This window comes from Streptomyces sp. SID3212, assembly GCF_009865405.1.
Classification (GTDB): domain Bacteria; phylum Actinomycetota; class Actinomycetes; order Streptomycetales; family Streptomycetaceae; genus Streptomyces.
This window is the reverse complement of the sequence record NZ_WWJY01000583.1, coordinates 1-12,399: the sequence shown is the minus strand read 5'-3', so window position 1 is coordinate 12,399 and position 12,399 is coordinate 1. Positions and strand designations below refer to the sequence as shown.

General features: G+C 70.8%; 11 protein-coding genes and 1 pseudogene. 6 read left to right on the top strand and 6 right to left on the bottom strand.

The genetic code is table 11. The features are described 5' to 3' along the window. Positions 1–278, top strand: a pseudogene (locus GT042_RS17500) (transketolase); the annotation flags it as partial. A gap of 181 nt (positions 279–459) precedes the next feature. After that, positions 460–975, top strand: coding sequence for a DUF664 domain-containing protein (locus GT042_RS17495; RefSeq protein WP_161309643.1), 516 nt, complete (start codon positions 460–462; stop codon positions 973–975). On the opposite strand, the gene GT042_RS17490 is transcribed toward GT042_RS17495, so the two are convergent. Next, a complete protein-coding gene (locus tag GT042_RS17490; protein ID WP_161309642.1) occupies positions 944–1,981 on the bottom strand; it encodes a LysR substrate-binding domain-containing protein in 1,038 nt (345 codons plus the stop codon). The two genes, GT042_RS17495 and GT042_RS17490, sit on opposite strands and share 32 nt — an antisense overlap. 125 nt (positions 1,982–2,106) lie before the next feature. Between GT042_RS17490 and GT042_RS17485 the strand changes: the two genes are divergently transcribed. The 3 genes from GT042_RS17485 to GT042_RS17475 all read left to right on the top strand — a co-directional run bounded on the left by GT042_RS17485 (position 2,107) and on the right by GT042_RS17475 (position 7,539). After that, on the top strand, positions 2,107–2,964 hold the full coding sequence (locus tag GT042_RS17485; RefSeq protein ID WP_161309641.1) for an aldo/keto reductase: 858 nt from the start codon (positions 2,107–2,109) through the stop codon (positions 2,962–2,964). Between the two features lie 200 nt (positions 2,965–3,164). Beyond that, positions 3,165–6,638, top strand: coding sequence for a ThuA domain-containing protein (locus GT042_RS17480; protein WP_161309640.1), 3,474 nt, complete (start codon positions 3,165–3,167; stop codon positions 6,636–6,638). Position 6,639: 1 nt separating this feature from the next. After that, a complete protein-coding gene (locus GT042_RS17475; RefSeq protein WP_161309639.1) occupies positions 6,640–7,539 on the top strand; it encodes a sugar phosphate isomerase/epimerase in 900 nt (299 codons plus the stop codon). On the opposite strand, the gene GT042_RS17470 is transcribed toward GT042_RS17475, so the two are convergent. From GT042_RS17470 to GT042_RS17450, 5 genes are all read right to left on the bottom strand, one after another. Next, positions 7,493–8,077, bottom strand: coding sequence for a GNAT family N-acetyltransferase (locus GT042_RS17470; RefSeq protein WP_161309638.1), 585 nt, complete (start codon positions 8,075–8,077; stop codon positions 7,493–7,495). The two genes, GT042_RS17475 and GT042_RS17470, sit on opposite strands and share 47 nt — an antisense overlap. After that, on the bottom strand, positions 8,074–8,658 hold the full coding sequence (locus tag GT042_RS17465; protein WP_345943809.1) for an XRE family transcriptional regulator: 585 nt from the start codon (positions 8,656–8,658) through the stop codon (positions 8,074–8,076). Before GT042_RS17465 ends, GT042_RS17470 begins: the two co-directional genes overlap by 4 nt. A gap of 67 nt (positions 8,659–8,725) precedes the next feature. Further along, on the bottom strand, positions 8,726–9,601 hold the full coding sequence (locus GT042_RS17460; protein WP_161309637.1) for an ABC transporter ATP-binding protein: 876 nt from the start codon (positions 9,599–9,601) through the stop codon (positions 8,726–8,728). Next, on the bottom strand, positions 9,598–10,623 hold the full coding sequence (locus tag GT042_RS17455) for an ABC transporter substrate-binding protein (protein ID WP_161309636.1): 1,026 nt from the start codon (positions 10,621–10,623) through the stop codon (positions 9,598–9,600). The genes GT042_RS17460 and GT042_RS17455 overlap by 4 nt, the downstream gene beginning before the upstream one ends. Positions 10,624–10,746: 123 nt before the next feature. Then, positions 10,747–11,628 carry an ABC transporter permease gene (locus GT042_RS17450; RefSeq protein ID WP_161309644.1) on the bottom strand — a complete coding sequence of 294 codons (882 nt, stop codon included), beginning with the start codon at positions 11,626–11,628 and terminating at the stop codon, positions 10,747–10,749. A gap of 175 nt (positions 11,629–11,803) precedes the next feature. Between GT042_RS17450 and GT042_RS17445 the strand changes: the two genes are divergently transcribed. Further along, on the top strand, positions 11,804–12,399 hold a 596-nt coding region (locus GT042_RS17445), incomplete at its 3' end, for a LacI family DNA-binding transcriptional regulator (RefSeq protein WP_161309635.1).

Sequence of the window (12,399 nt, the reverse complement as noted above, 5' to 3'; positions counted from 1 at the left end):
TGTACGCGACCACCGTGCGGCCCTTCGACGGCGCGGCGGTACGGCGGGCGGTGGCGGCCGGGGACGCGGCGGACGTGGTGATCGTGGAGCCGTACCTCGCCGGGACGTCCACCGCCGCCGCCAACGACGCCCTCGCCGACACCGCGCACCGCGTGCTCGGGCTGGGAGTGGCGCGGCGTGAGCTGCGGCGGTACGGGCAGCTCCACGAGCATGTGGCCGCCCAGGGTCTCGACCCGGCGTCCCTGCGCGAGCGGATCGCGGCGTTCCTGAGGCACTGAGCCCGGGGCACGGAGGAGGAGCGCGGGGGTCCGTCGCCCGGGACGCCGGGGAGCGTCTTCCGGTCCGCCGGGGGAACCTGTACGGGAGCCGTGCCGCCGTCTCCGACGGGAGCACGCGTACGGGCACAGGAACACAGGCACAGGAACAGGCACAGGGACGGGCACAGGTAGGGAGTCAGCCATGAACGCCAGCGGTGACCTGCTCATCGACGCCTTCGGCCGTATCCGCGAGGTGGTGCACGACGTCGTCGCGGACCTCACGCCGGAGGAGCTGGCCACCCGACTGGACGACGGGGCGAACTCGATCGCCTGGCTCGTCTGGCACCTCACCCGGATCCAGGACGACCACGTCTCGGACGCGGCGGGGACCGGCCAGGTGTGGACGTCGGGGGGCTGGGCCGGGCAGTTCGAGCTGCCGTTCTCCCACGGGTCGACCGGTTACGGCCACTCCCCCAAGGACGTCGCCAAGGTCGCGGGCGTCACGGCGGAGCTGCTCACCGGCTATCACGACGACGTCCACGACCGGACGGTCGAGTACCTCGGCACCCTCAAGGTCGCCGACCTCGACCGGGTCGTGGACGACGCGTGGATCCCGCACGTCACCCTGGGGGTCCGGCTGGTCAGCGTCATCTCCGACGACCTCCAGCACGCCGGGCAGGCGGCCTTCATCCGGGGTGTGCTGGGGCGACGACGGTAGGAGGCGTACGGGGAGCGGGGACCGACGGAGCCGTACGGTCGGCGGAGACCGAGGGAGCCGTACGGGCAGCCGGGACCGCAGGGGCGGTGGAGCCCGTGGGCTCGCCCTCGCCCGCCTCGCCCAGCGGCGTGTCCGGCAGGTACGAGAGCAGCTCGCGCGCCGCCGGGCCCGTCCGCCGGTCCTCGGGAAGCGCCACCGAGACCTCCCAGAAGTGGTCCTCCGCGCCCGTCAGGGGGACGGTCCGCAGCGCGGCCGCCTCCTTCTTGCGGGCGATCGGCCGGGGAACCACCGCGATGCCGAGTCCGTGACCGACCAGCTCGATCAGGCTGTGCACGTCGTTGACCTCCAGGGCGACCCGCCGGGCCGTACCGGCGGCGGCGAAGGCGCGGTCGTTCAGGCCCCGGGCTCCCCAGTCCTCGTGGAAGTCGACAAAGACCTCGCCGCCGAGGTCCGCCCACCCGACCCCGGCCGCCCCCGCCAGGGGATGGCCTGGGTGGCAGAGCAGCACCATCGGTTCACTGGCCAGCGGTACGAGCCTCACCCCGTCGGGCGCGGGTCCCGACGGGGCGGCGAACGCCAGGTCGAGCCGCCCCTCCGCCACGTCCTCGACGAGCGCGGCCGAGCCCGCCTGCCGCAGCCGTACCTCCACGTCCGGGTGCTCGGACCGGAACCGGGCGAGCAGTCCCGGCACGTGCACGCCGGTGACGCACTGCTCGGTGCCGACGGCCAGCGTGCCCCGCAGGAGACCCTGGACCGCCGCGACCGCCTCCTTGCCCGCGCGTACGCTGGCGAGCGCGCGGTGGGCCTCCACCAGGAGGGCGCGCCCCTCGCCGGTGAGCTCGACGCGGCGGGTGCTGCGTACGAACAACGGGGCCCCCAGCTCGCGTTCCAGGGCCCTGACGGAGGCCGAGAGTCCCGACTGGGAGACCATGAGCCGGTGGGCCGCTCGCGTGAAGTGACGTTCCTCCGCGACGGCGACGAAGTATTCGAGATGCCTGAGTTCCACGATTCAGAAGCGTACGTGCTGAATGTGTTCGCTTTCTTCTGTTGGACGCCCCGGTGGAACGGTTGCCAAGGTGTGTACGTCCCGCCGGAACCGGCGGGACCCCGCAGCAGAAGGGCTCCCCCACCATGACGACTCGCCGCATCGGGACCGTCGACGTCAGCGCGATCGGTCTGGGCGGTATGCCCATGTCCATCGAGGGCCGGCCGGACGAGACCCGTTCGGTGGCCACGGTCCACGCGGCGCTGGACGCCGGTGTGACGCTGATCGACACCGCCGACGCCTACCACCTGTACGCCGACGAGGTCGGGCACAACGAGTCGCTGATCGCCAAGGCGCTCGCGTCCCACGACCGGGGCGGCGAGGTGCTCGTCGCCACCAAGGGCGGCCATCTGCGTCCGGGGGACGGTTCGTGGACGCTGAACGGCTCGCCCGAGTACCTCAAGGCGGCGTGCGACGCGTCGTTGCGCCGGCTGGGGGTGGAGACGATCGGGCTGTACCAGTTCCACCGCCCCGACCCGAAGGTGCCGTACGCGGAGTCGGTCGGCGCGATCCGCGATCTGCTGGACGCGGGCAAGATCCAGCAGGCGGGCATCTCCAACGCGGACCCGGAGATGATCCGGCAGGCCAACGACATCCTCGGCGGCCGGCTGGTCTCCGTGCAGAACCAGTTCTCGCCCGCCTTCCGTTCCAGCGAGCCGGAGTTGGAGCTGTGCGCGGAGCTGGGTATCGCGTTCCTGCCGTGGAGCCCGTTCGGCGGCATCTCGCGGGCCGGTGAACTGGGGTCGAAGTTCGCCCCGTTCGCCCGGGTGGCCGAGGCGCACGGGGTGAGCGCGCACCAGGTCTGTCTGGCCTGGCTGCTGGCCAAGTCCCCCACGGTGATCCCGATTCCGGGCTCCAGCCGGCCTGCGACGGTCCGCGACTCGGTCGAGGCGGCCGATCTGACCCTGACGGCCGCGGAGTTGGCGGAGCTCGACGCGGCGTAGCGCCGTACGGCGGGGTGGGGGTGAACGTGCGCCGGACGGGCTCGATCAACCCGTCCGGCGGGCGAACAGGCCGTGAAGACCGCGCCACACCCTGCCCCGTCCGACCCATTGACCCCTTGTGATACCGCCACCTACGCTGTGCGACGTACTCCAGAAAGCGCTTTCTAACCCGCCGGCCCCACCAGCACCCGGGAGCGCCCATGAGAACCTCGTCGCCCTTTCTTGTGATCACCGCGTTACTGGCACTCGTCCTCGGGCTCGGGATGGCCTCGCCGCCCGAGGCCGACGCGGCGCCGTTCCGCGTCCTGGTCTTCTCCAAGGTCACCAACTTCTCGCACGACTCGATCCCCGCCGGGGTCGAGGCCGTCAGGCAGCTGGGCACCGAGAACGGCTTCGAGGTCGAGGCCACCACCGACGCCACCGCCTTCACGACGGCCAACCTCGCCCGGTTCCAGGCGATCGTCTTCAACAACACCAACTCCACCCCGGAGAGCGGGGATCTGCTCGACGCCCCGCAGCGCGCGGCGCTCCAGGGCTTCGTCCGCGCCGGCGGTGGCTGGGTCGGCCTGCACGCCGCCTCCGCCAGTGAGCGCGACTGGGGGTGGTACGAGGGGCTGGTCGGCGCGATCTTCGACAAGCACCCCGCCGTCCAGACCGGCCGCGTCAAGGTGCTCGACCAGGCCCACCCCTCCACCAAGGGGCTTCCCGAGCTGTGGGAGCGCACGGAGGAGTGGTACAACTGGCGCACCAATCCGACCGGCAAGGTCCACACACTCGCCCAGATCAAGGTGAACGACGGCATCACCGGTCTGGACGAGGGCGTCGACCACCCCTGGTCCTGGTGCCAGAACTACGACGGCGGGCGCTCCTGGTTCACCGCGGGCGGCCACGACGCGTCCGCCTTCCAGGAGGACGCCTTCCGCAAGCACCTCCTCGGCGGCATCCAGTGGGCGGCGGGCAACAAGCCGGGCGACTGCACGGCCACGAAGACCAGTTCCTTCCAGCGGACCGCGCTGGCCACGGAGGATCTGGCCGACCCCTTCGAGCTGGCCGTCGCCCCGGACGGCCGATTGTTCTTCATCCAGCGCACCGGCAAGCTCAAGGTGATCGACCAGAAGACCCTGAAGGTCTCGACCGCCCTGGACTTCGCGTACACGCCGGAGATGACGAGCCAGTCCGACGGCCTCCTCGGCCTGGCGCTCGACCCGGACTTCGCGACGAACAACTGGCTCTATCTGCTGAACTCCGACAAGACCGAGAAACAGCTCAACCTGTCGCGCTTCACCGTGACGGGGAACACCGTCGAACCGGGCTCCGAGAAGCGGCTGTTGACCGTCCCGACCCAGCGCGACGAGGGCCGGGCCAACTCCCACATGGCCGGCTCGATCGCCTTCGACAAGAACGGTGACCTGTACATCGCGACCGGCGACAACACCGATCCGTTCGCCTCCGACGGCTTCACGCCGATCGACGAACGCGAGGGCCGCCGCGCCTGGGACGCCCAGCGCACCTCGGGCAACACGAACGACCTGCGCGGCAAGATCCTGCGGATCACGCCCGAGGACGACGGTACGTACACGGTCCCGGAGGGCAATCTCTTCGCTCCCGGTACGGAGCAGACGCGCCCCGAGGTGTACGCGATGGGCATGCGCAACCCGTTCCGGATCACCACCGACCCGCGCAGCGGGGCACTGATGGTGGCCGACTACGGCCCCGACGCGCGCGCCGCCGTCGCCGACCGGGGTCCGGAGGGGACCGTCGAGTACAGCAGGATCACCGAGCCGGGGAACTACGGGTGGCCGTACTGCACGGGCAACAACACCCCGTTCAACGACTACGACTTCGCCACCAGGACGTCGGGCGCCACGTTCGACTGCGGCAAGCTCGTGAACGACTCGCCGTACAACACCGGTCTGCGCGACCTGCCGCCGGCCAAGCCCGCGACGGTCTGGTACGCCTACTCCGCGTCGGCGCAGTTCCCCGAACTGGGCACGGGCGGCGCGGGGCCGATGAGCGGCCCCGTCTACGACTACGACCCCGCGAACCCCAACCCGGCCAAGTTCCCCGAGTACTTCGAGGGGAAGTGGTTCAACTACGAGCTGACCAGGACCTGGTTCAAGACCTTCTCCTTCCAGGAGAAGGACCAGACGTTCAAGGATCCGCGGTTCGCGCCGGTGAAGGCGGGTGATCTCCAGTCCATCAACGGCGTGTTCGCCGACATGAAGTGGAACCAGCCTTTCGACGCCGACTTCGGCCCCGACGGCGCGCTGTACGTCATCGACTTCGGGCTCGGCAGCGGTACGGGCCGGGGTGGCACCAACGAGGGCTCGGGCATCTACCGTATCGACCACGTCGGCGACAACCGGCTGCCCACGGCCAAGGCCACCGCGACCCCGGACAGCGGCGTCGCCCCTCTGAAGGTGACCTTCTCCAGCGCGGGTTCCGGTGTTCCCGGTGATCTGCCCGCCACGTACGCGTGGGACTTCGACGGGAACGGCACCACCGACTCCACACAGGCGAATCCCTCCCATGTCTACCGGACCGAGGGGCAGTTCACCGCGCGGCTGACGGTCACCGGACCCGGCGGCCTCACCGCGAACTCCGTCCAGGACATCACGGTCGGCAACACCCGGCCGGTGGTGACCGTCCAACAGCCGCCGGACGGCGGGATGTTCAGCTTCGGCGACACCATCCCGTTCACGGTGAAGGTGAAGGACCGCGAGGACGGGAAGACCGGCGAGGACGGAGCGATCGACTGCTCCCGCGTGGTCGTCCAGTCGCAGCTCGGGCACGACAGCCATCTGCATCCGCTGGACAACTACACGGGCTGCGCGGGCGAGATCGTGACGGACGCCGGGGACAGCCACGGCCCCGGCCAGAATCTCTACTACGGCATCACCGCCACGTACACGGACAGCGGGGCCGGCGACGTGCCCGCGCTGACCGGTTCGTCCGCGCTGACGCTGCGCACGACGTTCCGCGAGGCGGAGCACCGTACCGAGACCGGCGGCGCCAACGGCGGTGCGGTGACGGGTGACCGGGCGGACGCGTCGGGCGGCAAGCGGCTGACCGAGATCGAGGACGGCGACTGGATCGCGTTCTCGCCGGTCAACCTCAAGGGCGTCACGTCCGTCACGGTGGGCGCGGCCTCGGGCGGTATCGGCGGGAAGATCGAGTTCCGCAACGGCTCACCGACCGGGCCGCTGATGGGCACGGTGACCGTCCCGAACACCGGCGGCTGGGGCAACGTCGTGTCGCCCAGCGTCAACCTCCGGCCGGTGGGCACCACCGTGAAGATGTACGCGGTGTTCGTCAACCCCGAGTGGTCGGCGGAGAAGGCGGACCTCTTCGCCGTGGACTGGCTGCACTTCAACGGCCCGGGTGTGGAGGCCAAACCGGCGACGAAGGTCACCGTGACGGCGGCGCCCGTGAGCGCCACCGATCCGCTCACCCTCCAGCTCGGCAGCACGGTCGCCCCGGCGGCGGGACGCACGATCGCCTCCTACCACTGGGACTTCGGCGACAACACCAAGGCGACGGGCACGGAAGGCCCGACCGCACGCCACACGTACGCACGGCCGGGTCCGTACACGGCGCACCTGACCGTCACGGACGACAAGGGCGACACCACCACAGGCGCGGTCCGGATCGACGCAGGCGGAGAGGACAGTTGAGATGACCGGCACACGGCGCTCCTTCCTGGGCAGAGCGGTGGGTACGGCGGTGGGCCTGGCCACCCTGGGGGCCGGCACGGCGGCGGGTACGGGGACGGCCTCGGCGGCCCCGGCCGCCTCCCCCTCGTCCGCCTCCCGCCGGTGCGTCCGGCGCATCCCGCCGTCCGGGATCGGCATGCACCTCTACACGATGCGCACGCCCCTCGCGACGGACTTCAAGGGCACGCTGGAACGGCTGGCGCGGATCGGTTACGCGACGGTCGGGGTCAGCGGCAGGCACGGGTACAGCGCGGCCGACATCCGGCGGATGCTGGACGAGACCCGGCTCAAGGCGGTCCTCGAACACGTCGGGTACGGCACGGTCGCCGGCAGCGGTCTGCCGCAGGCGATCGAGGACGTCAGGACGCTCGGCGGGCGCTGGGTCGTGGTGCCCAGCCTGCCCGCCGAGCTGCACTCCCCGGCCGGATACCGGGAAGCGGCACGGCAGTTGAACAAGGCGGGGCTCCTCGCCAGGGAGTCCGGGCTCAAGGTGCTCTTCCACAACCACGACGCCGACCATGTGGTGGTCGACGGCGAGAACCTGTACGGCATCCTGCTCAGGGAGACCGATCCCGACCTGGTCGGGTTCGAGCTGGACCTGTACTGGGCGGCGAAGGGCGGGGACGATCCGGGCCGGCTGTTCGTGGAGCACCGGAACCGCTTCCCGGCACTCCACGTGAAGGACATGGCGCCCAACGGCGGCTTCGAGGACGTCGGTTCCGGCGTGCTGGACTTCCCGGCCATGTTCGACACGGCGCGCAGCGGGGGTGTGAAGCAGTGGCTCGTGGAGCACGACTCCCCGCCGGACCCGTTCGTCAGCGCGCGGAACAGCTACCGGTACCTGTCCCGGCTGCGGTACTGAGCTCGGCGCCAAGTCCCTTGTAGAAGAAGGTGGTCGGGCGGAGCGTCCCGCCCGGGTCCTCGGCGTGGCCGGGGACCACACCGAGCACGGTCCACCCCGCCGAGCGGTACAGCGTCTCGGCGGGGCTGTCCGTCTCGGTGTCGAGCAGCAGCAGGGTGATCCCGGCCTCGGCCGCCGCCGTCTCGGCGTCGGCCAGGAGGGCGCGCCCGAGACCGCGCCCGCGCGCGTCGCGGTGGACCATGAGTTTGCGGATCTCGGCGCGGTGGCGGGCGTTGGGCTTGTCGGCGTACGCCACGGCGACCGTGCCGAGGACACGTTCACCGTCCCGGCGGATCCGTACGGACAGCTCCCCCGCCCGGACGGCACCGGCCTGTGCCCGCCACCAGGCGAGGGCGGCGGTACGGTCCAGCGGGTGCAGGAAGCCGACGGAGGCGCCGCCCGCGACGGTGTCGACGAGGAGATCGGCGAGGGTGTCGAGGCGGTCGAGCAGTTCGTCGGCGCCGAGGGTTTCGCTGACCGTGCCGGGGCCGGTGGTCATGGCAGGACCACCACCACGGCGTACCTGACCGGTTCCGGCCCGAGGCAGCGGAAGCGTGTCGGGCCCCAGAGCCGCGTCCGGAGGCAGTCGCCCGCGCGCAGGGTGTGCGCCGTACCGTCCACCGTCATCTCGACGGATCCGTCGAGCACCCAGATGTGCTGCTCCATGCCGGGTACGGGCGGCCGGTCGTACGAGAGGTCCGCGCCCGGCCGCAGCGTGCCCTCGACCACTTCGGCCCGCAGCCCTGCCTGCGGCGGCGACACCGACCGGCGTACGAAGCCGGAGGCCTCGTCGGTCCACACGGTCTGGACGCCGGCCCTCACCAGGTGCGCGGGCTCGGTCTCCACCTCGCTGAGGAGCTGCGACAGAGTACGTCCGTACACCGCGCAGAGCCGCCCGAGCAGCGAGGCCGTAGGACTGATCTCGCGCCGCTCGGCCCGCGACAGGGTGGAGCGACTGACACCACTGCGCCGCGCCAACTCCTCCAGCGACCAGCCCCGTTCGTTCCGCAGCTCCGCCAGGCGCGCGGCGAGCAACACATCGACCCGGTCGGTCCCGGGTCCGGCATCCTCTTCTCTCACATCCGGGAGGATATCCCAGATCCGGGATTCCGACGCCTGGGAGGCGCGCGCCGGACGGCGTCCCCGCTCAGTCCGCCGCGGAGGCCGCGCCCAGCAACGCCCTGATCCTGGACGCCGCTTCGCGGAACTCGGCGCGGCCCAGCGTCTCCGTGTAGTCGCGTTCCGCCGGGAGCCCCACGTCGATGATCTCGGTGACCGTGCCGGGCCGTGGACTCATCACCACCACCCGGTCCGCGAGATAGACCGCCTCCGAGATGGAGTGGGTCACCAGCAGCACGGTGGTACCCGTCTCGTGCCAGATCCGGTGCAGTTCGCGGTTCATCTGCTCCCGGGTGAGCGCGTCGAGCGCGCCGAACGGCTCGTCCATCAGCAGGACCGGCGGTTTGTGCAGCAACGCCCGGCACAGCGCCACCCGTTGCTGCATCCCGCCCGACAACTCGTGCGGATACGCGTCCTCGAAGCCGGTCAGCCCGGTCATCTCGATGAGTTCGTCCGCCCGTCGGCGCGCCGCCGCCGCCGGCATCCGGCGCATCTCCGCCTGGAGCAGGATGTTGCGCCGGGCGCTGCGCCACTCCAGCAGCGCCGCCCGCTGGAAGACGTACCCGATGTCGGGGCGCGGACCGCGGACCTCCTCGCCGTGCAGCCGTACGGACCCGGCGGACGGGTCGAGGAGGCCCGCGACCAGCTTGAGCAGTGTCGACTTGCCGCAGCCCGAGGGGCCGACCAGGGCGACGAACTCCCCCGCCGCCACGTCGAGCGAGACGTCGCGCAGGGCGGTGACGTCGCGGTTCTTCGTACGGAAGCGGACGGAGACGCCGGACAGTCCCACCGCCGGAGCCGTACCGGCCGAGCCCGCGCCCGCGCCCGCACCCGTGCCCGCCGCCGCCCGCGTCCCGTCCGTCGCGCCCGCTTTCCGGAGCGTCGCATCCGAGGCCATCGTCATCCCTTCAGCGCCGTGCCGCTGTCCCAGTACTCCGAAACCGCCTTCGGGCTCTTCACCAGCCCGGCCTCGGCGAAGACGTCGATTGTCTGCTGCCAGTCGGCATCGGTGTTCACCCCGGGCGCCTTGCCGTCGGTCGCGTCGGTGTGGAGCAGGGTGAGAGTCGTCTTGAACTGCTCGGACAGGACGGTGTGCGGGGGCAGTTGCTCCGACGCGCCGTGCATCGCGGCGATCGCGGGCTCGGGCGCCTTCTCCGCCGCCGCCCACGCCTCACTGACCGCCTGGGCCATCCGCCCGGCGAGTTCGCTCCTCCCCGAGAGGATCTTCTGGCCCGTGATGAGGCCGTTGGAGTAGAAGTTCAGGCCGTGTTCGGAGAAGCGGAGGTAGGACACCGGCTTCTTCGCCTTGTCCTGCATGGTCGGGCCCTGGTCGCTCGCGTACCCGAGGAGGGCGTCCGTCTTCCCCGAGATCACGGCGGCGATCTTGCCCGCCGGATCGGTGTTCTGGATCTTGACGTCCGACTCGTCCAGACCGTTCTTCTCCAGGAAGATCGGGAAGGTCTTGCTGAGCGCGTCCCCCGCCGTGCCCGCGATCGTCTTGCCCTTGAGGTCGGCCGGCGCGCTCACCTTCTGGTCCGCGAAGTACTGCACGGACGACGGCGTGGTCTGGAGGAACACCCCGAGGCTCTTCACCCTGACGCCCTGGTCGACCCCGCTGAGCAGCGCCGGCGTGTCGGCCCAGCCGAAGTCCGTCTGACCCGCGCCGGTCGCCTGGACCGTCTTCTGCGAGCCCTGGCCGGCCCGGATGGTGAGATCGATGCCGTGCTTCTCGAAGATCTTCTGCTGCTTGCCGTAGTAGAACGGCGCGTGTTCGCCGTACGGGTACCAGTTGAGCGTCAGCGTCACCTTGTCGAGCTTCTTGCCGGAGTCACTGGTCGTGGTCGCCGGTCCGTCGTCACCGCAGGCGGTGACGGTCGCCACCAGGAGCAGCGGTACGAGGCCGGTCATGAGTCTGCGCGCGTGCATGGCGAGGCCCTTCACTGGACGGAGTCGGGCGGATCGGTACGCGGTGGGGGAAGCAGCGGTGAGGAAGCGGTGGCGAGGGAGGCAACGGTGGGCGTGCGGGACCGGGGCGGTACGCCGTACGAATCAGAACGCCGTGGTCGCGCCCACGTCCCGGCGGCTGGCGTGCCAGGGCAGCAACAGCTTCTCGGCGATCTCGACCAGGACGAAGAGCACCACGCCGATCAGTGACATGACCAGCAACCCCGCGAAGAGCATCGGCGTGTCGAGGTTCCCGTTCGCCTGGAGGATCACATAGCCGAGCCCCTCGTTGGCCCCGACGAACTCACCCACGACCGCCCCCGTCACGGCCAGGGTCACGGCGACCTTGAGCCCGGAGAACAGGTGCGGCAGCGAGGCCGGGAACCGTATCTTCACGAAGGTCTGCCACGGCTTCGCCCCCATGGTCGCGGAGAGTTGGAGCATCTCCGGGTCAACCGCCTTGAGCCCGGTGACCATCGAGATCACCACGGGGAAGAACGCGATGAGCACGGCGATGAGGATCTTCGGTGTGATGCCGAAGCCGAGCCACACCACGAACAGCGGGGCGACGGCGATCTTCGGCACGACCTGGGCGAAGAGCAGGATCGGGTAGAGCGTCTTCTCGACGGTCGACGAGTAGACCATCACCACCGCCGCCAGCACACCCACCGCGACGGCGATCACAAAGCCGAGCAGGGTCTCGTAGGTCGTCACCCACGTGTGCTGCCAGAGGTAACTCGTCTTGCCGGTGAGGACGTCCAGGGTGGCGCCCGGCGACGGGACGAGGTACGGCTCCACCAGCTCGGCCGCCGCGACGATCCACCAGGCGGCGAAACAGGCGACCAGCAGGACGGCGGGCCGCCAGCCCGCGTCCACCACCCGGGCCAGCCGCTCACCCGCCCCCGGCCGGTCGCGCGCCGACACACCGGACACGCCGGACGCACCGGATCCGCTCTTCCCGAACCGACCCGGGCCGTCGCTCTGCACCTGACTCGGACTCGCGCTGGGAGACTGGCTCTGGCTCACAGTGAACTCCTCGGGTGATCCGGGCAGTTACAAGAGCTAAGCGCTTTCAGAAAGCGCTTTCTGGTACGGTGATCGCCACGCTAATGACTCTCCGTCCATACGGTCAATAGGTCGTCCCTAAATTCCGGGGGTCGAGTTGAGTGAACGGGAAGCACGCAGACCGGAACCGCTCGCCGCGCACGCCCATGTCACCCTCGATGCCGTCGCCCGCCGCGCCGGGGTCTCCCTGGCGACCGCCTCCCGGGCCCTGAACGGCACCACCCGCGTCCGCGAGGAACTGCGCCTGCGGGTACGGGCCGCCGCCGATCTCCTCGGCTACATCCCCAACGCCCATGCCCAGGCGCTGGCCGGCGCGGCGGGCAACACCGTCGGCGTGATCTGCCACGACGTGGGCGACCCCTACTTCGCCGCGATCGCCGGCGGCGTGATGCGGGCCGCCGCCGAGCAGGACGTGCTGGTGATGCTCGCCAGCACCTTCCGGGAACCGGCCAGGGAGATCGCGTACGTCTCCATGCTCCGCGCCCAACGGGCCCGCGCCATCCTGCTGATCGGCTCGGGCTTCGAGGACCGCGCCTGGGAACGCACCCTGGACGCCGAACTCGCCCCGTACGTCCGCGCGGGCGGCCGGGTCGCGGTCGTCAGCCGGCACCGGAGCCTGCGCGCCGACGCCGTACTGCCGGAGAACAGGGGCGGCGCGGCGGCGCTGGCCCGCGCGCTACTGGCCCTGGGCCA